General features: G+C 64.9%; 19 protein-coding genes. 6 read left to right on the forward strand and 13 right to left on the reverse strand.

What is annotated here, in order from left to right:
• Nucleotides 1-62: 62 nt before the first annotated feature.
• Nucleotides 63-1,715 carry a Na+/H+ antiporter gene (locus IGS60_RS15570; protein ID WP_230505380.1) on the reverse strand — a complete coding sequence of 551 codons (1,653 nt, stop codon included), beginning with the start codon at nucleotides 1,713-1,715 and terminating at the stop codon, nucleotides 63-65.
• Between the two features lie 194 nt (nucleotides 1,716-1,909).
• Here IGS60_RS15570 and IGS60_RS15575 point away from each other — a divergent pair, with 194 nt between their 5' ends.
• The 4 genes from IGS60_RS15575 to IGS60_RS15590 all read left to right on the forward strand — a co-directional run bounded on the left by IGS60_RS15575 (nucleotide 1,910) and on the right by IGS60_RS15590 (nucleotide 6,838).
• Nucleotides 1,910-3,208, forward strand: coding sequence for a cytochrome c (locus IGS60_RS15575; RefSeq protein WP_230505382.1), 1,299 nt, complete (start codon nucleotides 1,910-1,912; stop codon nucleotides 3,206-3,208).
• 24 nt (nucleotides 3,209-3,232) lie between these two features.
• Nucleotides 3,233-3,700, forward strand: a complete 468-nt coding sequence (locus IGS60_RS15580; protein ID WP_070218230.1) for a (2Fe-2S)-binding protein — start codon at nucleotides 3,233-3,235, stop codon at nucleotides 3,698-3,700.
• Entirely contained in the window at nucleotides 3,693-6,011 is a 2,319-nt protein-coding gene (locus tag IGS60_RS15585; protein ID WP_230505384.1) for a molybdopterin cofactor-binding domain-containing protein, read from the forward strand. The genes IGS60_RS15580 and IGS60_RS15585 overlap by 8 nt, the downstream gene beginning before the upstream one ends.
• A 161-nt stretch (nucleotides 6,012-6,172) precedes the next feature.
• Entirely contained in the window at nucleotides 6,173-6,838 is a 666-nt protein-coding gene (locus tag IGS60_RS15590) for a dienelactone hydrolase family protein (RefSeq protein ID WP_070218228.1), read from the forward strand.
• A 9-nt stretch (nucleotides 6,839-6,847) separates the two neighbouring features.
• Here the strand turns inward: IGS60_RS15590 and fghA are convergent, their stop codons facing one another.
• The 7 genes from fghA to IGS60_RS15625 all read right to left on the reverse strand — a co-directional run bounded on the left by fghA (nucleotide 6,848) and on the right by IGS60_RS15625 (nucleotide 12,332).
• Entirely contained in the window at nucleotides 6,848-7,714 is an 867-nt protein-coding gene (fghA, locus tag IGS60_RS15595; RefSeq protein WP_306798490.1) for an S-formylglutathione hydrolase, read from the reverse strand.
• 56 nt (nucleotides 7,715-7,770) lie between these two features.
• Nucleotides 7,771-8,634, reverse strand: coding sequence for an NAD-dependent protein deacetylase (locus IGS60_RS15600; RefSeq protein WP_230505387.1), 864 nt, complete (start codon nucleotides 8,632-8,634; stop codon nucleotides 7,771-7,773).
• Nucleotides 8,635-8,682: 48 nt separating this feature from the next.
• Nucleotides 8,683-9,354: a signal peptidase I gene (lepB, locus tag IGS60_RS15605; protein ID WP_099408679.1), complete on the reverse strand. Its 672-nt coding sequence runs from the start codon at nucleotides 9,352-9,354 to the stop codon at nucleotides 8,683-8,685.
• A gap of 163 nt (nucleotides 9,355-9,517) precedes the next feature.
• Nucleotides 9,518-9,763, reverse strand: a complete 246-nt coding sequence (locus tag IGS60_RS15610) for a hypothetical protein (protein WP_070289693.1) — start codon at nucleotides 9,761-9,763, stop codon at nucleotides 9,518-9,520.
• On the reverse strand, nucleotides 9,760-10,011 hold the full coding sequence (locus IGS60_RS15615; protein ID WP_070218223.1) for a hypothetical protein: 252 nt from the start codon (nucleotides 10,009-10,011) through the stop codon (nucleotides 9,760-9,762). The genes IGS60_RS15610 and IGS60_RS15615 overlap by 4 nt, the downstream gene beginning before the upstream one ends.
• 125 nt (nucleotides 10,012-10,136) lie before the next feature.
• Nucleotides 10,137-11,711 (reverse strand): oleate hydratase, encoded by a 1,575-nt coding sequence (locus IGS60_RS15620; RefSeq protein WP_070218222.1) that lies wholly within the window; start codon nucleotides 11,709-11,711, stop codon nucleotides 10,137-10,139.
• 78 nt (nucleotides 11,712-11,789) lie between these two features.
• Nucleotides 11,790-12,332 carry a GNAT family N-acetyltransferase gene (locus IGS60_RS15625; protein WP_230505389.1) on the reverse strand — a complete coding sequence of 181 codons (543 nt, stop codon included), beginning with the start codon at nucleotides 12,330-12,332 and terminating at the stop codon, nucleotides 11,790-11,792.
• Nucleotides 12,333-12,415: 83 nt separating this feature from the next.
• Between IGS60_RS15625 and IGS60_RS15630 the strand changes: the two genes are divergently transcribed.
• Nucleotides 12,416-12,808 carry a VOC family protein gene (locus IGS60_RS15630; RefSeq protein WP_070218220.1) on the forward strand — a complete coding sequence of 131 codons (393 nt, stop codon included), beginning with the start codon at nucleotides 12,416-12,418 and terminating at the stop codon, nucleotides 12,806-12,808.
• Nucleotide 12,809: 1 nt separating this feature from the next.
• On the opposite strand, the gene IGS60_RS15635 is transcribed toward IGS60_RS15630, so the two are convergent.
• Nucleotides 12,810-13,394, reverse strand: a complete 585-nt coding sequence (locus tag IGS60_RS15635; RefSeq protein ID WP_070289692.1) for a DinB family protein — start codon at nucleotides 13,392-13,394, stop codon at nucleotides 12,810-12,812.
• A gap of 163 nt (nucleotides 13,395-13,557) precedes the next feature.
• On the opposite strand from IGS60_RS15635, the gene IGS60_RS15640 reads away from it, so the two are divergent.
• Nucleotides 13,558-14,550 (forward strand): HDOD domain-containing protein, encoded by a 993-nt coding sequence (locus IGS60_RS15640; protein ID WP_230505391.1) that lies wholly within the window; start codon nucleotides 13,558-13,560, stop codon nucleotides 14,548-14,550.
• A 39-nt stretch (nucleotides 14,551-14,589) separates the two neighbouring features.
• Here the strand turns inward: IGS60_RS15640 and IGS60_RS15645 are convergent, their stop codons facing one another.
• From IGS60_RS15645 to IGS60_RS15660, 4 genes are read right to left on the reverse strand one after another with little or no spacing between them, the layout of a single operon-like run.
• Nucleotides 14,590-15,291: an ABC transporter ATP-binding protein gene (locus tag IGS60_RS15645; protein ID WP_230505611.1), complete on the reverse strand. Its 702-nt coding sequence runs from the start codon at nucleotides 15,289-15,291 to the stop codon at nucleotides 14,590-14,592.
• A gap of 16 nt (nucleotides 15,292-15,307) precedes the next feature.
• Entirely contained in the window at nucleotides 15,308-16,021 is a 714-nt protein-coding gene (locus IGS60_RS15650) for an ABC transporter ATP-binding protein (RefSeq protein WP_070218216.1), read from the reverse strand.
• Nucleotides 16,014-16,988, reverse strand: a complete 975-nt coding sequence (locus tag IGS60_RS15655) for a branched-chain amino acid ABC transporter permease (RefSeq protein ID WP_230505393.1) — start codon at nucleotides 16,986-16,988, stop codon at nucleotides 16,014-16,016. The genes IGS60_RS15650 and IGS60_RS15655 overlap by 8 nt, the downstream gene beginning before the upstream one ends.
• The gene (locus IGS60_RS15660) at nucleotides 16,985-17,857 is read right to left on the reverse strand and encodes a branched-chain amino acid ABC transporter permease (RefSeq protein WP_035817692.1); all 873 of its coding nucleotides are present in this window, start codon (nucleotides 17,855-17,857) and stop codon (nucleotides 16,985-16,987) included. Before IGS60_RS15660 ends, IGS60_RS15655 begins: the two co-directional genes overlap by 4 nt.
• Nucleotides 17,858-17,885: the final 28 nt, after the last annotated feature.

The following is a 17,885-nucleotide window of genomic DNA, read 5'->3' on the forward strand; positions in this document are numbered from 1 at the left end:
AAACTTGCATTCTTTACCATGAGAATTACTTATCAACACTGCCGTGGCGCGCTAAAGTGTTGCTATTCTTCCAGTGTCGCTTCCAGCAAGTCGATTTCGCGCAGCAGGCGCAAATGGATGGTGTCGTCCAGTTCGCCCGAGATGCGGCGGCGGAACAGTTCATCGCGCTCGGCATTGAGCGCTTCCAGGCGCAGCGCCCGTTCGGCCTTGGCCAGTTCCTGCAAGCGCATCGCCTCGTCGTTGCTGCTTTCGCCATAGGCGAGGCGGCGCCGGTAGGCTTCGATCAGGCGGTTGGCCGCCTCCGTGACGACTTGCTGCTTGTCATTCTTGTCGATGCCTTCGCACACTTTTTCCAGCCGCGCGATGGCCGCTTCAGCGGCGGCGGCGCGGGCATTGCGCTCTTCCGTCGAACGGCGCGCGGGCGGCGCGAATACGAGGCCCTTGGTCAGCAGGGGCAGGGTGACGCTGGCCAGCAGCAGCGACAGCAAAATCACGCCCATAGCCAGGAAGATGACGAGGTCGCGCGCGGGGAAACGATTGCCGTCGGGCAGGAACAGCGGCAAGGTCAGGATGCCGGCCAGGGTCAGCGCGCCGCGCACGCCCGCGAACGATGCCACCAGCAGCAATCGCAGGCTGGGGCGCGCCAGCAGCGCCGCGTCCTTCGGCTCGCCCGCCACCTTCTTGTGGTGCTTGAACAGGGTCAGTTTCATCGAGATGAAGACCCAGAGGAAGCGCATGAAGGTCAGCCCTACCGTGATGGCGATGACGAACAGCGGCAATTTCCAGGCGCTGCCGGCGCCGATTTCGGCCGATGCGGCCGGCAAGCCGGCCACGGTGGCGGGCAGTTGCGCGCCCAGCATGACGAAGATCACGCCATTCAAGACCAGTTGCACGGTATCCCAGACGGCCTTGCGCTGGGTGCGCGTGGCGGCCAGCGGACGGCCGATCAGGTCGGCATAATGCATGGACACGCCCGCCGTGGCGGCGGCCAGGATGCCGGAGCCGTGGATTTGCTCGGCGCCCAGGTAGGCGGCGAACGGGATCAGGATGCTGATGAGGATTTGCAGGCCAGGCTCTTCGCCAACCTTGCTCACCAGCCATTTATTCGCCAGGCCCACGCCCCAGGAGATGCCCAGGCCGATGACGATGCCGCCGCCCGCTTCCTGCAGGAAACTCAGCGAGGCGGCGCCGATGGAAAAGCCGCCCGTCATCATGGCGCCCACGGCAAACGTGAAGCAGACGAGGCCCGAAGCGTCATTGAGCAAGGATTCGCCTTCCAGGATGTGCATCAGGCGCGGCGGGATGGGATTGCCTGCCGCGATGGCCGAGACGGCCACGGGGTCCGTCGGCGACAGGATGGCGCCGAGCGCGAAGGCGACGGCCAGCGGCACGCTGGGGATCAGCCAGTCGATGAAGAAACCCATGCCCAGCACGGTAAACAGCACCAGGCCGATGGCCAGCATCAGGATCGAGCGCGCGTCGGAAAAGAAGGCGCCCTTGGGAATGCGCCAGCCATCGAGAAACAGCAGCGGCGGAATGAAGAGCAGGAAGAAGATGTCGGGATCGAGCGGCACTTGCACGCCAAACAGGGCTAATCCCGTACCGCCGGCGATCTGGATCAGCGGCAGCGGCAGCTTGACCCAGCGCGAGCGGGCGAGAAAGCCGCACAGGACGACGGTCAACACGAGGATGAGGATGATGGTAACGGTATGCATGAAGAAGCGGCGGCGTGCTGAAACGCTGATTATAAGGCGCAGCCCGCCTGCGGCACGACCTCCGTGTCATTGCGTACATACAACAAGTCACAATCGCGGTAAGATTGTCACTGTGGCCTTGTTGCGGCCGCCATTGGCTGGCGGTCCGTGCGCCTTGCTTTTACCCTGGCCTTTACTTTTCATTGGTTCCTGTTTTGCTCAAGAAAATCCTCACCGGCCTGCTGCTGTCGCTGGCATTGCTCATCGTCGCGGCGCTGGCCGCCTACCTGTATTACTGGCGCCCCGCGCTGGCGCCCATCGATCCGCCCGCCGCCACGGCTTTTTCCCCGCAAGTGGTGGAGCGGGGCCGTATCCTGGCTGGCATGGGCAATTGCGCCGCCTGCCATACGGCCAGGGGCGGCGCCGAGTACGCGGGCGGCCACGGCCTGGCCACGCCGTTCGGCACGATCTATGCGACGAATATCACGCCCGACAGGCAGACGGGCATCGGCCGCTGGTCGCTGGCCGCCTTCCAGCGGGCCATGCGCGAAGGAGTGGGCCGCGATGGCGCGCATTTGTATCCCGTCTTTCCGTACACCCATTTCAACCTGGTCTCGGACGCCGACCTGACGGCCCTGTACGCGTATTTCATGACGCGCCCGCCCGTGTATGCGGCCGCGCCCGCCAACAGCGTGCCGTTCCCCCTGAACTTGCGGCCGCTACAGGCTGGCTGGAAGCTGCTGTTTTTCAAGCCGGCCAGCTATCGACTGGATCCCGCGCAAGGGCTGGACTGGAACAGGGGCCGCTATCTGGCCGAGGGTCTGGCCCATTGCGCCGCCTGTCACACGCCGCGCAATGCGCTGGGTGCCGAGCTTGCCGGTTCGGCCTATCTGGGCGCGTCCATCGACCACTGGTATGCGCCGGCCTTGACCGGCGCCAACACGGCGCCCCTGCCGTGGACGCAGGACGAGCTGTACGCGTTTTTGCGCACGGGGGCGACGGCCCTGCACGGCGTGGCGGCAGGGCCCATGTCGGCCGTCGTGCACGAAGGCATGGGCGCGTCGCCCGATAGCGATATCCGTGCCTTGTCCGTGTATTTTGCCGGCGTGGCCGGGGCCGAGCAGCGCAAGGTGGATGCGGATGCCGTGGTGAAAGCCGGCATCGAACGCTCGCAGCGCGTCAGCCTGGTCGACAATGACCGTGGCGCCAGCCTGTACGTGGCCGCCTGCGCGTCGTGCCATTCGAACAGCGATGGAAAACCCGCGGCCTTGCGCCCGGAACTGAGCCTGAACAGCGCCGTCAGCGCGCCCGATCCCGCCAACCTGATCCAGGTGATATTGCATGGCATCGGCAAGGACGAAGCCATGTCCGGCGTGCTGATGCCGGGCTTTGCCGCCTCGCTGACGGACAACGACGTGGCCAACCTGGCCGCCTATCTGCGCCGCAGCCGCAGCCACCAGCCGGCCTGGACGAACCTGGAAGCGGCCGTGGCACGCGCACGCGCCGGCAAGTGATACTTGAAAGTGTCTTAAATATTTATGTATAACATTACCGTCAATGGCCAGCCCTTCGGCACCGAGGCCGACGCCGAAACACCGCTGCTGTGGGTACTGCGCGACGAAGCCCATTTAAAAGGCACCAAGTTTGGCTGCGGCATCGGCATGTGCGGCGCCTGCACCGTGCACGTCGATGGGCGCGCCATGCGCTCGTGCATCACGCCGATTGCCGCCGTGGCCGGTTGTGCCATCACCACCATCGAAGGCCTTTCGCCGGACGGCACGCATCCGCTGCAGCGGGCGTGGCTTGCCACGCAGGCGCCCCAGTGCGGCTATTGCCAGTCGGGCCAGATCATGCAGGCGGCTACCTTGTTGAAAGACTATCCGCAGCCGACCGATGCGAATATCGATGCCGTCATGAGCGGCAACCTGTGCCGCTGCATGGCGTATGTGCGCATCCGCAAGGCGATCAAGCTGGCGGCCGGCATGCAGGAGGCGCCCGGTGTTTAAGTTGCCGAAAGAAAATTCAGGGACCCGCGCTCCCTCGCCGGGCCGACGCGGCTTCCTGATCGCCGCCGCCGGCACGGGGTTTACCCTGGCCTTCCTGCGCGCGGACAGCTCATCGGCCGCAGGCAAGGCGGCGCCCGCGCCGCCGACAAAGTCCACCGCGCCCGAGTTCGATCCCAGCATCTGGTTCCAGATCGGCCGGGACGGCATCGTCACCGTCAATATCGCCAAGGCGGAAATGGGCCAGCACATCGGCACGGCCCTGGCGCGCATCGTTGCCGAAGAGCTGGAAGCGGACTGGAGCAAGGTACGCCTGCATTACGTGGACACGGACCCGAAATGGGGCTTGATGGTGACGGGCGGAAGCTGGTCCGTCTGGCAGAACTTCGATCCGCTCAGCCGAGCCGGCGCGGCCGGGCGCCTCGCGCTGGTCGAGGAGGGCGCGCGCCTGCTGCGCGTGCCCGTGTCCGCCTGCCACGCCCGGCTGGGCGTCGTGCATGGCCGGGGACGCTCGATCAGCTATGGCGACATCGTGCGCCGTGGCAAGCTGGCGCGCCAGTACACGCCCGAGCAACTGAAAGCCATCGTGCTGAAAACGCCGCAGCAGCGCAGGCTGATCGGCCAGCAGGTGCAGGCGCTCGATATCCCCGCGAAAATCAATGGCACGGCCGTGTACGGCATCGATGCGCAGGTGGAGGGCATGCTGTACGCGCGTCCGAAGATCCCGCCCACGCGCTACGGTGCCAGGGTGGTCTCCATCGACGACTCGGCGGCAAAGAAAGTGAACGGCTATCTGCGCAGCGTGGCGCTGCAGGACCCCAGCGGCACGGTGCCCGGCTGGGTCATGGTGGTGGCCGAAACGTATGCGGCCGCCATGCGCGCGGCCGATCTGGTGCAGGTGAAATGGCGGGCCGGCGCGGCCGCCCACGTGTCGGAGCAGGATATCGTCAGCTATGCGGGCAAGCAGCTGGCCGACGCGAGCCTGGGCGCCCGCGTGGTCGACGATGATGGCGTGGAGCAAGCGTTCAAGGATGCCAGCCTGCAGCTGGAACGCCATTACACGACCAGCACCGTGCTGCATTTCCAGCTGGAACCCGTGAACGCGCTGGCCCAGGAAGTCGACGGCGTCTGGCATATCCATGCGGGCAATCAATGGCAATCGTTGATCCTGCCCGTGCTGGCGCAGGCGTTGAAGGTGCCGGAGAGCAAGGTCATGCTGCATACCTATCTGCTTGGCGGCGGCTTCGGGCGGCGCCTGAACGGCGATTATTGCGTGCCGGCCGCGCTGGCGGCGCAAGCCGTGGGGCGCCCCGTCAAGATGATCTGCACGCGGTCCGACGATGCCCGTTTCGATTCGCCCCGTTCGCCGTCCGTGCAGCATGTGCGCATGGCGTTCGACGACGCCGGCAAGGTGTCGGCGATGGTGCACGAGGCCAGCGCGGGCTGGCCCACGCAAGCGATGATCCCCGCCTTGCTGGCCAAGGATAAGCAGGGCCATCCATACGACCCGTTCGCCATCGCCGGCGCCGACCACTGGTATGCGGTGGGCGCGCAGCGCGTGCGGGCCGTGTCGAACGACCTGGCCAACAGCAGTTTCCGCCCCGGCTGGCTGCGCTCCGTGGGGCCGGGCTGGACGAATTGGGCAGTGGAAAGCTTCATGGACGAGGCGGCGCAGGCGGCCAAGGTCGACCCGCTGGCGTTTCGTTTGTCCTTGCTGCAGGCCACGGGGCGCAATGCGGGCAGCGCGCCGAATGCCGTCGGCGGCGCCGCGCGCCTGGCCCACGTGCTGCGGCGGGTGGCGGACAAGGCGGGCTGGGGCACGGCCATGCCGCCCGACACGGGCCTGGGCATCGCCGCCACGTTCGGCCAGGAACGCGACATGCCCACCTGGACGGCCTGCGTTGCCCGGGTGAAAGTGGACCGCAGCACTTGCATGGTGAAAGTCGAAAAGCTGTTCATGGTGATCGACGCGGGCAGCATCGTCGATCCCGATGGCGCGCTGGCGCAGGCGGAAGGGGGCGCTTTGTGGGGCGTGAGCATGGCCTTGCACGAAGGCACGGCTTTTCTCAATGGCGAAGTGAAGGATACCAACCTGAACACTTACACGCCGTTGCGCATGGCCGACGTGCCCGAGCTCGACATTGAATTCGTGGCCAGCACGGCAACGTCGACGGGCATGGGCGAGCCGCCCACGACGGCCGTGGCGCCCGCGATCGGCAACGCCATCTTCGCCGCCGTGGCCTCGCGCGTGCGGCATTTGCCGATCCGTCCGGAAGCCGTGCTGAAGGGATTGGACCGGCACGGCGCCGTCTGATGCGGGCGCAGGGCGAATTTGACGTGCGCCGCGCGCGAACGGACGCAGGCTGGTACACTGGGGCTTGCCGCTCAGGGCGCGCAGGCGGTGCCCGTTCCGGCAAGATCAGCGCAAAATCTGTGCAATAGCAGCTTGATTTCAGCTCGATAGCGGAGGCAGCCATGCAAGAACAATTTGTCAGCATCACGGCCGATGAACTTCAAATGGACGGCGTGCTTGAAATGCCCGAGCGGCCCGTGGGCATCGTCCTGTTTGCCCACGGCGCGGGCGCCGATAGCGACTATCTGGGCGCCTCCAGCCACGCCACTTCCCAGGATTTTTTGCGAGCGGGCATCGCCACCTTGCGCTTCGATCAGGGCGGTATCGAGCCTGGCGGCGGCAGCAATGGCCACGCCTACTTCGTGCGCAGCGATATCGTGCTGCTGGCGCGCCAGCTGGAAAAAGCCCTGAGCTGGCTGCAAATCGACCCGTCCACCCGACGCTTGCCCTGCGGCCTGTATGGCTATGGCACCAGCGCCGCCGTCGTGATGCAGCTGGCGGCCTGGCGCAGCGCGGAGATCGCCGCGCTGGCCGTGTGCGATGGCCAGGTGGAAATGGCGGGCAAGGCGGCGCTGGAAAACGTGCGCGTGCCATCGTTGCTGATCGTGGGCGGGCGCGACCCCGACGTGGCCGGACTGAACCGCATGGCGTTTGCCACCTTGCGCTGCGACAAGCAGCTGGAACAGATCGCCGCGCCTGGCGGCCCCGACACGCGCCACCAGGCGGCCCTGCTGGCCACGGACTGGTACACGCGCCATTTCAACGGGCATACCAGCACGGCGCAGTAAGGCGGCAGATCAGGCGGCGCGCAGCGTGCGCGCATGGAAGCGCACGTGCTCTTCCATGAAACTGGCGATGAAGTAATAGCCGTGGTCGTAGCCGGCATGACGGCGCAGCCGCAAGGGCTGGCCGGCATCGCGGCATGCCGCTTCGAACACCTCGGGGAACAGTTGCTCGGGCAGGAATTTGTCGGCCAGGCCCTGGTCGATCAAGATGCCTTCGGGGAACAGTGTCGGCCGGCCCTGCAGCCCGCGCATCAGCGCGCTGGCATCGTACGGCTGCCAGTTGGCTTCGTTGCTGCCCAGGTAGCCCGTGAATGCCTTTTTGCCCCACGGACATTGGCTCGGCGCGGCGATGGGGGCGAAGGCGGAGACGGAGCGGAACAGGTCCGGGTTGCGCAGGGCCAGCACCAGCGCGCCGTGGCCGCCCATCGAGTGGCCGAAAATGCCCGTGCGTTGCGCATCGATCGCCAGTTCCTGTTCCAGCAAGGCGCGCAATTCCAGGATGTAGCTGTACATGCGGTAGTGGCGGCTCCAGGGCGCCTCGGTGGCGTCCACGTAAAAGCCGGCGCCCGCGCCGAAATCCCAGGATTCGCTCTCGCCCGCGATGTTGGCGCCACGGGGGCTGGTATCGGGCGCGATCAGGATCAAGCCTTCCTCGGCCGCCACGCGCTGCGCGCCGCCCTTGATCATGAACGTTTCTTCCGTGCAGGTCAGGCCCGCCAGGTAAAACAGGGCGGGGCGTTTGGTGCTGACGGCGCTGCCTGGCGCCGTGTCCGGAATGAAGGCCGAGAAACGCATAGGCAAGCCGATGGCTTGCGCGTCGTGGCGATAAAAGCGTTGTACGCCGCCAAAACAGGCGTGTTCACTCAACAGTTCCAGCATGAATTCTCCTCGTTAATTGCACAGTATAGCCAGAGCGGCGCGGGGCCGGCACGGGATCACTCCAGCATGGCCGCTAATGCAGGCAAGATGTCTTGTGCCGGGGCATCGGTCTTGAATGCCAGCAAATGGTCGGCGCGCGTCTTGCCCATGTTGATGGCGGCCACGGGCTTGCCCGTTTCGGCCGCCATGCGGCATAGGCGAAAGCTCGAATACACCATGACGGACGAGCCCACCACCAGCAGGGCGCTGGCCGCGTGCATCTTGCTTTCGGCTTCGGCCGCGCAGGCGGCGGGTACGCCATCGCCGAAAAACACCACGTCGGGCTGCAGGGTGCCGCCGCAGCGGGGGCACACCGGCACGTGGAAGGTGGCCAGCTGGGACGGCTCCAGCAAGGCGTCGCCGTCGGGCGCCGGCGTGGCCGTGGCACCCAGCATCCGGGGATTGTCGCGTTCGAGCTGATCCTGGATCAGGCGGCGCGTATGGCGGGTCCGGCAATCGAGGCAGATCACGCCATGTATGCTGCCGTGCAACTCCGTGACGGCGGCGCTGCCTGCCTGCTGATGCAGGCCATCCACGTTTTGCGTGACCAGGCCGCCGATGCACTGGCGCTGCGCCAGTTGCGCGATGGCCAGGTGGCCCGGGTTCGGCGTGGCGCGCGCCAGGGTCGGCCAGCCCACCATGCTGCGCGCCCAGTAGCGGCGGCGCACGGCTTCCTGGCGGCGAAAATCGGGGCCTTGCACGGGGGCATTGCCGCGCCGCACGCCTTCCGTGTCGCGGTAAGCGGGGATGCCGGACGCCGTGCTGATGCCGGCGCCCGTCAGCAGCAGCACGTCGGGATGGCGCTGCAGGAACTGCGCCAGCTGCTCGAGGGCGGCATCGTCGCTGGCGCACTGCTGGCTGGATGAAGGAAAGTTGTGCATGATGCGCCATGCTAACCGAAAAGCGCGGCGCCGTTGCGAGGGCGAGGTTTACTCGAGCTTCATGCCGAAACGCTGCAGCCGTGGCTGCCAATGCTCCTGGATATTAGCCGAGACGAGGATGCGTTCGGCTTTGCCGATCAGCAATGCGCGGGGCACGAAACCGAAGTAGCGCGAGTCGGCGCTGTTGTCGCGGTTATCGCCCAGCATGAGGAAATGGTCAGCCGGCACCGTCACGGGGGCAAAGCTGCGCGCCGCACCGGCGATTTGCGGCAAGACCTGGATGCGGTGCTGCTCGGTCGCGTTGCGCTCGCTGATGCGCTGCGCCGTCAGCTGGCCCACGTGGGCGATGGTTTCGGGCGCCGTGTCGAGCGCCGTGTACTGGGCCGACTGGCCATTGATGACCAGCTGTTCATTGCGCATTTCCACCGTGTCGCCGGGCAGGGCGATGATGCGCTTGATCAAGCGCGTGCCGTCTTTCGGCGAGGAAAACGTAACGATGTCGCCCCGCTGCGGTTCGCCCAGGCGCTGCAGCACGATGTCGGTGAGCGGCACTTTCAGGTTGAAGGCGAGGCGGTTGACGAAGACCACGTCGCCCTCGAGCAGATTGGGGCGCATGGACGCCGACGGGATGGGATTCCAGTCCGCCACGGCCGTGCGGAACACGCCGAACAGCAGGAGAAACATCAAAAAACCTTTGTTGGCGCGCATCCATGTGCTCATGTCGGCTCTTTCGCTGGGCTGTGCCCGTGATGGTGTAGGGAGGCGCCATTGCTGCTGGCGTCCTATGCACGATGCACGGCGAGGCTGAAGCCAGTCTTAAATCCAGCGCATGCGGGGCCGATGGCGTGACCGCTGTTGCGTGCACGCATCACCGTGTCAGCCATCAGGGATGGCGGCACGGCGCTTGCGTGTCGTCGTTGCCGTTCGGCAGGCGCTTGCCATGCATTTCATCCCACAGTTCGCCCAGCGCCACCAGCAGGCCGCCGGCCACGAGGGGGATCGCCACCAGCCATGGAATGCTGTCGAGCCAGGGACCCAGCACGATGGCCGAGGCCACGGCGATGACGAGGGCGCTGCACCAGAAACGGCGCGGATGCCGGAGCGTGAACAGGTAATGAAGGTGCTTCATACATCCTCCTTGGTGAGCATGCGGAACAGCCGGGCGGCCAGGATGCTGCTGACGGCGATGACGATGCAACCGTCCAGGAAAAACAGCACCTTGCCCACCAGGTGCATGCCCTGTATCAGGTAGGCGGGCAATTCCTGCGCTTCCGCCCATTGCGTCATGCGTGCCAGCACGATGGCGGCGGCAAAGATGACGAGGGCCAAGGCCAGCACCAGCAGCACATGTTCGAACAGGCGTAGCCGCAGTTTCATGTTGGACTTGGCAAGGTAGGGAAGATTCCCGGACCTTGACGTTATCAGTCCGATATCGCCGTGCTTTGCGCTGTCACAAAGGCGCGCCCGATAGGATGAAAACGACGTTGGCGCGGGAAAATGGCTTATGTGAAGGCCTTGATGACGGCATCGAGCTTGACCTTCAGCGACTTGTCGTGCGCGTGGATGGCCGGCACGTCGCGCTGCACGCCGAGCAGCTGGTAGACGGCCGTCTGCGCCGCGCGCACCGAGTATTCCACGGTAAACACGACATCGTCGGCGATTTCCACGAACTGGCTCACGAAGGCCAGGTTGACGGAGCCGGCCGGCACGGGCAGCGGGCGGTCGCTTTTTGCGCGGGGCATGAACATGCTGGTGATGTAGGGCATGCGGCAGGGAATGCAGTTGGCCGTGGCCATCATGTCGAGGTCGAAATTCAGATGGCCGCACAGCTCGCGCAGGATTTCCTCGCCGCTGCAGTCGGACATGGGCTTGGCGACGAAGTTGCCGATGCGGTCGGGGTGCAGCGCATAGCCCCAGAACACTTGCACGCCCTCGGGCTGGCCCGCGAAATGGGGCTGGTGCGCCAGCACGATGGACATGAACCAGTTGCTGTCCTTGAAGGTGACGAGGCCGCCCGTGCCCGCGCTGTTGCCCGTGAATTGTTCCATCCTGTCGAAGAAGGCGCTGTCTTTCAGGGTGACCGTGTACGAGGCCCAGTACGATTCGGGAATGCTGCTGTTGAAGGCGGCGGGGCGACCCAGTTGCGGGCGGCCCTCGGCCAGCTTTTCCCACAGGCGCCAGCCGTGGCTGTCGTTCTTCGTGCGCTTGGCCGGCGCGCTGTGCATGCTGCCATAGCTCGATGCATCCGTCATCGAGGCATTCTGGAAAAAGACCAGGTCGCCGGCAGCGACAGGAATCACGTCGGCCATGCCGCGGCGCTGGCAGGCAATGGCGGTGGCGCTCAGGCGGCCTTCGGATTCCTGCACTTCGATATCGGTTACCGCGCAATCCATGATGACGTTCACGCCTTGCTCCTGCAGCCACGCGACCAGCGGACGCACCAGCGAATCGTACTGGTTGTAGACGGTGCGCTTGACGCCGGCCAGCGTCTCGATGCGCGAAAACTCCATCATGAAACGGTGCAGATAGCGCTTGAACTCGACGGCGCTGTGCCAGGGCTGGAAGGCGAACGTGGTGGCCCACATGGTCCAGAACTTGGTGTCGAAAAATGCGGGCGAGAGCCAGTCCGTGATGGCGCTGCTGCCCAGGACGTCTTCATCGGCTTCCGTCAGCTTCAGCAGTTCCAGCCTGTCCTGCATGGAAAAGCCCATGCTGCTGACGTCGACCTTGAAACGGTTGCGGTCAACGAGGCGCGCGCGCGAGTGGGGAATATGCCGTTCGTTGAAGGCGATGGTTTCGTCGTAGACGCTCTGGCCCGCATGCTCGAGCGAGGGGATGCTCTTGAACAAGTCCCACGTGCATTCGTAATTGTCGGTGGTCAGCATGCGCCCGCCGCGCAAGGTGTAGCCATCCTCGGCATTGCCGCCGCCATCGAGGCTGCCGCCCGTCACGGGCGCCGCTTCGAAGATGGTGATGTTGCTGCCTTGCATGCCGCCGTCGCGTATCATGAAGGCGGCCGCGGCCAGCGAGCCGATGCCGCCGCCGACGAGGTAGGCTTTTTTATCTGTATTGTGCATATTGTTCCCTGAATGTGATATTTGCCTATTTTATAACATCAGGGCAGAAGCGGCCTCACAATAGAGCAACTGCTCGGTTTATTCCATGTTGGCGTGCTCGTTGCGCCGTTCAAAATACAGCAAGTCCGACCAAGCGCCCTGGAAATGCATGGCTTTTTCCGAGCGCCCATACTGGTGAAAGCCGTTGCGCTGCATGACCGCGACCGAGCCCAGGTTTTGCGGCCGCGCCGTCGCTTCCAGGCGCCACAGTTCCAGTGGACCGAACGCTTCTTCCAGCAGCAGGGCCACGACGCGCGTGGCATAGCCGCGTCCGCCGAATCGTTCGCCGATGCGGTAACCGAGAGCTGCCTTGTTGAAATACGGGCGCGTGACGGCCGTCAGGTTGACCCTGCCGATGATTTGTCCGTCCAGCCTGGCCAGATACTGGTAGGCGCGGTCCTGCTCGCGCTCGCGCTGCGCCTGCTCGATGGCGGCGGCGATGGCTTCCTCGCTATAGTAGGACGGCGCCCGGGCCGTGACCCAGGATTCAAAATAGGCGCGGTTGTCCAGCTCGAAGGCGAGCAAGGCGGAGAGGTCGGCGCTGGTCGGAGGGGACAATTGGAGGCGGTCGATGTCTGGCATGGGATCTGGTCCGAAAGAGATGCGCCATTATAATCAGCTGGCGCATTCCGCCGCACACCCGTTTCTAACCATGAAGGAGCAGCATGCTGTCCCATCTCTGCCTCGGCACCAACGACTTTCCCCGCGCCTACGCCTTCTATACGGCCTTGCTGGGAGAACTCGACCTGATCGAAAAATTTCATGATCCGGCCAAGCCCTGGGCGGGCTGGATGGCGCGGCAGGCGCCGCGTCCCCTGTTCGTGCTGACGGCGCCGCACGACGGCTTGCCGGCTACGTCCGGCAATGGCCAGATGACGGCCTTGCTGGCGGCCAGCCGCGCGCAGGTGGACCGCTGCCACCAGGCCGTGCTGGCGCTGGGCGCCGTGTGCGAGGGGCCGCCTGGCTTGCGCCCCCATTACCACGATAATTACTATGGCGCCTACTTCCGCGACCTCGATGGCAACAAGCTGTGCGTCTGCTGCCACGGCGAGGAGTAACTCAGCGTTCTGCCCACACCTCGTCTTCCGTCCAGCCCAGTTCCAGAAAATCTTGCGCCCGCTCGTCCGCTTCGCCGGCGCAATAGAATTCGTCGAGCTGCGGCGGCGCGATGCGCGTGCCGGCCAGCATGGCGTGCACTTGCCCCCGGTGGTGGATCTGGTGCTGGAACACATGCGCCAGCAGGCGTTGGCGCGTGTCGACTTGCGGCGTGTCGCGCAAGATCGTCACGGGCCGCGCCAGGTCAAGGTCGCACAGACTGCGGCAATGGGCGATCAGGCGCAGGTCCGATGCGCGCTGCGCCGCGTGCAGGGCCGCGCAATCGGTGAACGGTTCATCCTGTGCAAAGAAGACGTAGCAGTCGGGATGGGGCGCTTCGCCGCGCATCTCGCGCTCGAGCGCGTCGAGATAAAACCAGTCGCATGTGAGGATGTGGTTCAAGGTGAACTGGATGGTGGGAAAAAAACTGACGCGCGTGGCCTGAAACTCGGCCCGGGTCAGCTGCCCGCAAGCTTTCAGCAGGCGGTGGTTGGCCCAGGCGTTGTTGTACGCCTGGCTGGTGATGTAGTGCGCAAGTGGATTGTTCATGATGGATCGCTGGTTAGGCAGGACAGGGGGCATGTCATGCTACTTTAGCATGTTGCGGCAGGTGGACAAAGCGCTCACGCCCGCCGCACCGGCGCCGCTGTCATCAAGTAAAATCGCGGGGCGGATTTCGCGATAGTGATGCACATAGGGCTGGAAGAATAAAATGGGTTGGATAGGAAAATTACTGAGCGGCGGCGACAAGGCTGCGCACCTCACGGCAGCGGCGGCGCCCGAGGCGGCACGGCAGCCGGCCACCATCACCGAAATCGATGCCATTTACTACCGCTGGCTGGCGGCCGCCGGTTCGGCGCAGGCGCCGGCGGAGGCGGAACAGCAGATTCTGGACGAATTGGCGCGCCTGGTCCGTGAACCGGTCGCTGGCGCTGCGCTGATACCGCGCATTCCGGCCATCATTCCCCAGCTGATGCGTACCTTGCAAGATGAAAACATGAGTGCGGCCAAGCTGTCGGCCCAGCTGGCCCAGGACGTACTGCTGGTCGCCGAGGTCTACCGCGAAGCGAACCGCCCCCGCTACCATTCGCGCTACAACGCCAGCCCGTCGATCAACAACATGGAAGGCGCCATCATGCTGCTCGGGCAAAACGGCATGCGCATGCTGCTCGCCCGCGTCGCCTTCCGTCCCGTCGTCAGCATGCAAAGCGGCGGCCTGACCATACGCACGGCGCCGCTGATCTGGCGCCAGTCCGAGAAATGTGCACTGGCGGCCAACCTGGTCGCGCCGGCCATGCAGGCCAACGCCTTCGACGCCTATCTGGCGGGACTGATGGCCAATGTCGGCCTGGTGGTGGCCTTCCGGCTGATCGACCAGATGCATGCGCCCGATGCCTTTCCGCAATCGGACGCCTTCATTGCCCAGGTGTTTGCGCAAGCGCGCATCTTGTCGGTACGGATCGCGGAATTATGGGAGTTTCCCGTGTCCGTCACCCGCGCGATCGCTCAGGTGGGGCAAGCCGATGCCGATCCGCAGGCGCAGGCGCTGGCGCTGGGCGAGCGCTTGAGCAAGCTGCGCATGCTGCTCGATACGGGCCGCTTTCCTGCCGATGATCCCTTCGTGATGACGGGACTGAGCAAGGCCGAGCTGCAGGTGTTTGACAAGCTGGCCGACGACGACGACGAGGACGACGATGAGGAGTGATGGCCGCAGGCCGCTCAACCTCGGCGGCGGCCATGCCGCTCAGCGTGCAAAATACAGCGCATGCAGATGTTCGAGGTCGACATCAACCGCCGCCTGCGACAGCGCCACCTTACCGCTTTGCATCAGGTAGACGTGATCGGCCACGCCGACGGCGCGCGCCGTGTTCTGCTCCACTAAAATGATGGTGCGCTTGCCGTCGTTCAGGCGCGCGAGGATCTCGAACAGCTCGTTGACCACCAGCGGCGCCAGGCCCAGCGACGGCTCGTCGATGATCAATAACGACGGATCCGACATCAATCCCCGCGCCATCGCCAGCATCTGCGCCTCGCCGCCGGACAATGAACCGGCCAGCTGCCTGCGGCGCTCGTGCAGGCGCGGGAACATGGCGTAGGCTTCGGCCAGGCGCGCCGGCATGTGGCTGCGGTGCTCCTTCGGAAACGCGCCCATGATCAGGTTTTCTTCCACGCTCATGTCGCGGAACGTCATGCGCCCCTCGGGGATCATCGTCACGCGTGCATCGCTCATCTTCCAGGTGGGCGTGCCGTTGATGGGCGTGCCGTCGAGCGCGATGCTGCCCGCGTCCACGGGCAGCAGGCCCATGATGGCGCGCAGCAGGGTCGTCTTGCCGGCCCCGTTCGGGCCGATGATGGTGGTCAGCTTGCCCTTCCGGATCGAGAGCGACACATCCCACAGCACATTGATGGCGCCATAGCCGGCGCGCAGATTATTTACTTCAAGCATCGTTTCAAGCATCGTTTCAGGCATGAGCGGCTCCCGTATAGCTTTCGATGACGGCCTGATCGCGGAAGACGCAATCGGGCGTGCCGTCGGCGATCAGCTGGCCAAAATTGAGCACGGCCACGCGCTGGCACAGATTGCTGATGGTCTCGATGTCGTGCTCGATCATGACGATGCCCACGCCAAAGGCGGCGTGCAAGTCCTTGAGCATGCCCATGAAGCGGCGCTTGCCGTTCGTTTCCAGGCCCGCCAGCACTTCGTCTAACAGCAGCAGTTTCGGATTGGTGGCCAGTGCCTTGGCCACTTCCAGCGCTTTCAATTCCGTCAGCGCCAGTTCGCTGGCCGCGTCGCGCTGCGCCTTGTCCGCCAGGCTCGTGAAATCGAGGATTTCATCGATCTTGCGCATGTCCACCTTGCCCGTGCCGAAGCGCTGCGCCACGACGAGGTTTTCGCGCACCGTCAATTCATGCATCGGTTGCGGGATCTGGAAGGTGCGGCCCAGCCCCAGGCGCGCGCGCTGGTACATGGGCGTGGCCATGATGTCGCGTCCCTCGAAGCGGATGCTGCCGCCGGTGGGGCGCACCAGGCCGGAAATGGCGTTGAACAGGGTGGTCTTGCCGGCGCCGTTCGCGCCCACCAGGCCGATCACGTCGTGGCTGCCCACTTTTAACGTGACAGAATCGACGGCCGTCAGGCCGCCGAAGCGCACGGACACATTATCGAGTTCAAGCATGTTGTTTCTCCTTCGCTTTGAAGGTGTTTTTCAGCCATTTTTGCAGCAGCGGCAGCAAGCCGTTCGGGCTGAAGACGATCATCGCCACCAGCAGCATGCCCAGCACCAGCTGGTGGCCGGTGGGGATCAGCGACTTGAAAATGAGCTGGTCGACCAGGTAGACCACGACGGCGCCCAGCACGGGGCCGAGTATCGTGCGGTAGCCGCCGAAGATGGCCGCCACGATCGGCAAGGTCACCCACAGGCTGTTGAAGGCGTAGTCGGGCTCGAGGAAGTTGATGTAGTGGGCGTTGAAGGCGCCGAACAGGCCCGCCATGAAGGCCGACACGAGCAGCATCGCGCCTTTCAGCAAGGTGCTGTTGACGCCGACGACGCGCGTGGCGTCTTCGCTGTCGTGCATGGCGCGCAGGGCGATGCCGTAGTGGCTGGCGCGGATGCGGCTGTAGGCAAAGGCGCACGCCACCACCAGGGTCAGCACCACCAGGTAGGCGCCCGTCTTGCTGGCCAGGTCGAAGCCGAAGACGGTGGGTAAAGCCGGGATATTGTTGATGCCGCCGGCGCCGCCCGTCACGGCACTCCATTCCGTGGCCAGGATGCGGAAGATGTGGGCGTAGGCGAGGATGGCCAGCGCAAAATACGGCCCGCGCAGCCGCAGCACGGGCAGCATGATGACGGCGGCGATGGCCGCGCCCGCGCCGCCCAGCAGCATGGCGGCAAACACGGGCACGCCCAGTTTCACGGTGGCCAGCGCGGAGACATACGCGCCCACGCCGAAGAATGCGGCGTGGCCGAAGCTGACCATGCCGCCCAGGTTGCCCAGCAGGGCCCAGGACATGGCCACGCCGCCGATGATCAGGGCCGCCACCACCATGCTCATCACATACTGGTTGGCGCCCAGGGCCAGCGGCACGGCGACATACGCTGCCAGCAGCAGGCCGGCCGTTGAAATCAGTGTCGAGCGCTTCATCCGCGCCTCCGTTGTGCGCCGAACAGGCCGTTCGGCATGATGAACAGCACCAGCAGGAACAGCACCATGCCCGACAATTCCTGCAGCGCGGAGCTGGCCAGGGTGACGGTCAAGGCTTCTGCCACGCCCAGCAGCACGGCGGCCAGCAGCACGCCGGGAATCGAGCCGATGCCGGCCAGTACCGTGATGATGAAGGCTTTCACCGTCAGCGCGCCGCCGTAGGCCGGCTGGATCACGCCATAGCTGAACAAGGCGACGCCGGCGAAGGCGGCCAGGATGCCGGCGACCAGAAACGACACCAGTTCCGTGCGGCCCGGATCGATGCCCATCAGCTTGGCCGCGTCGCGGTTGCTGGACACGGCGCGCACGGCGCGGCCATACCAGCTGGTCGACAGCCAGCGCCACAGGGCCGCCATCAGCACCAGGCTGACGCCAAAGAAAATCACTTCACTGCGCATGCTGAAAAACGGGCCGATCTCGAAGCCTTCCTGCAGCCAGCTCGATGAGGTCGAGCGGATGTCGGCCTTCCATACCAGCAAAATGAAATTGGTGAGTATCACGCCGATGCCGTAGGTAAGGATCAGCGAATTGATTTCGCGGTCCTTCTTGATGCGGCTGACGATCAGGTAGACGCCCACGGACGTCAGGCTGACGATCACCAGCGCGATGGGAATGGCGAACATCGGCCCCAGGCCCAGGCCGGACTCCACGCTGTAGGCGATGTAGGCGGCCAGCAGCACCAGTTCGCCGTGCGCCAGGTTGATCACTTTCATGGTGCCGAAGACCAGCGCCAGTCCCAGTGCGATCAGGGCGTAGGAGCCGCCCTGCAGCAAGCCCGAATACAGGGCTTGCAAGATTAATTCTGTCATATCGTCATCCCGTCAGGCGGCCCAGGCG

The sequence above is a fragment of the Janthinobacterium sp. FW305-128 genome (assembly GCF_020858135.1).
Lineage (GTDB): Bacteria > Pseudomonadota > Gammaproteobacteria > Burkholderiales > Burkholderiaceae_D > Janthinobacterium.

Excerpts from the sequence above, each read along its gene's own strand:
- IGS60_RS15570 (WP_230505380.1), bottom strand. The coding sequence starts at position 1,715 with ATGCATACCGTTACCATCATCCTCATCCTCGTGTTGACCGTCGTCCTG.
- IGS60_RS15580 (WP_070218230.1), top strand. The coding sequence starts at position 3,233 with ATGTATAACATTACCGTCAATGGCCAGCCCTTCGGCACCGAGGCCGAC.
- IGS60_RS15590 (WP_070218228.1), top strand. The coding sequence starts at position 6,173 with ATGCAAGAACAATTTGTCAGCATCACGGCCGATGAACTTCAAATGGAC.
- fghA (WP_306798490.1), bottom strand. The coding sequence starts at position 7,714 with ATGCTGGAACTGTTGAGTGAACACGCCTGTTTTGGCGGCGTACAACGC.
- IGS60_RS15600 (WP_230505387.1), bottom strand. The coding sequence starts at position 8,634 with ATGCACAACTTTCCTTCATCCAGCCAGCAGTGCGCCAGCGACGATGCC.
- lepB (WP_099408679.1), bottom strand. The coding sequence starts at position 9,354 with ATGAGCACATGGATGCGCGCCAACAAAGGTTTTTTGATGTTTCTCCTG.
- IGS60_RS15610 (WP_070289693.1), bottom strand. The coding sequence starts at position 9,763 with ATGAAGCACCTTCATTACCTGTTCACGCTCCGGCATCCGCGCCGTTTC.
- IGS60_RS15615 (WP_070218223.1), bottom strand. The coding sequence starts at position 10,011 with ATGAAACTGCGGCTACGCCTGTTCGAACATGTGCTGCTGGTGCTGGCC.
- IGS60_RS15620 (WP_070218222.1), bottom strand. The coding sequence starts at position 11,711 with ATGCACAATACAGATAAAAAAGCCTACCTCGTCGGCGGCGGCATCGGC.
- IGS60_RS15625 (WP_230505389.1), bottom strand. The coding sequence starts at position 12,332 with ATGCCAGACATCGACCGCCTCCAATTGTCCCCTCCGACCAGCGCCGAC.
- IGS60_RS15630 (WP_070218220.1), top strand. The coding sequence starts at position 12,416 with ATGCTGTCCCATCTCTGCCTCGGCACCAACGACTTTCCCCGCGCCTAC.
- IGS60_RS15635 (WP_070289692.1), bottom strand. The coding sequence starts at position 13,394 with ATGAACAATCCACTTGCGCACTACATCACCAGCCAGGCGTACAACAAC.
- IGS60_RS15640 (WP_230505391.1), top strand. The coding sequence starts at position 13,558 with ATGGGTTGGATAGGAAAATTACTGAGCGGCGGCGACAAGGCTGCGCAC.
- IGS60_RS15645 (WP_230505611.1), bottom strand. The coding sequence starts at position 15,291 with ATGCTTGAAGTAAATAATCTGCGCGCCGGCTATGGCGCCATCAATGTG.
- IGS60_RS15650 (WP_070218216.1), bottom strand. The coding sequence starts at position 16,021 with ATGCTTGAACTCGATAATGTGTCCGTGCGCTTCGGCGGCCTGACGGCC.
- IGS60_RS15655 (WP_230505393.1), bottom strand. The coding sequence starts at position 16,988 with ATGAAGCGCTCGACACTGATTTCAACGGCCGGCCTGCTGCTGGCAGCG.
- IGS60_RS15660 (WP_035817692.1), bottom strand. The coding sequence starts at position 17,857 with ATGACAGAATTAATCTTGCAAGCCCTGTATTCGGGCTTGCTGCAGGGC.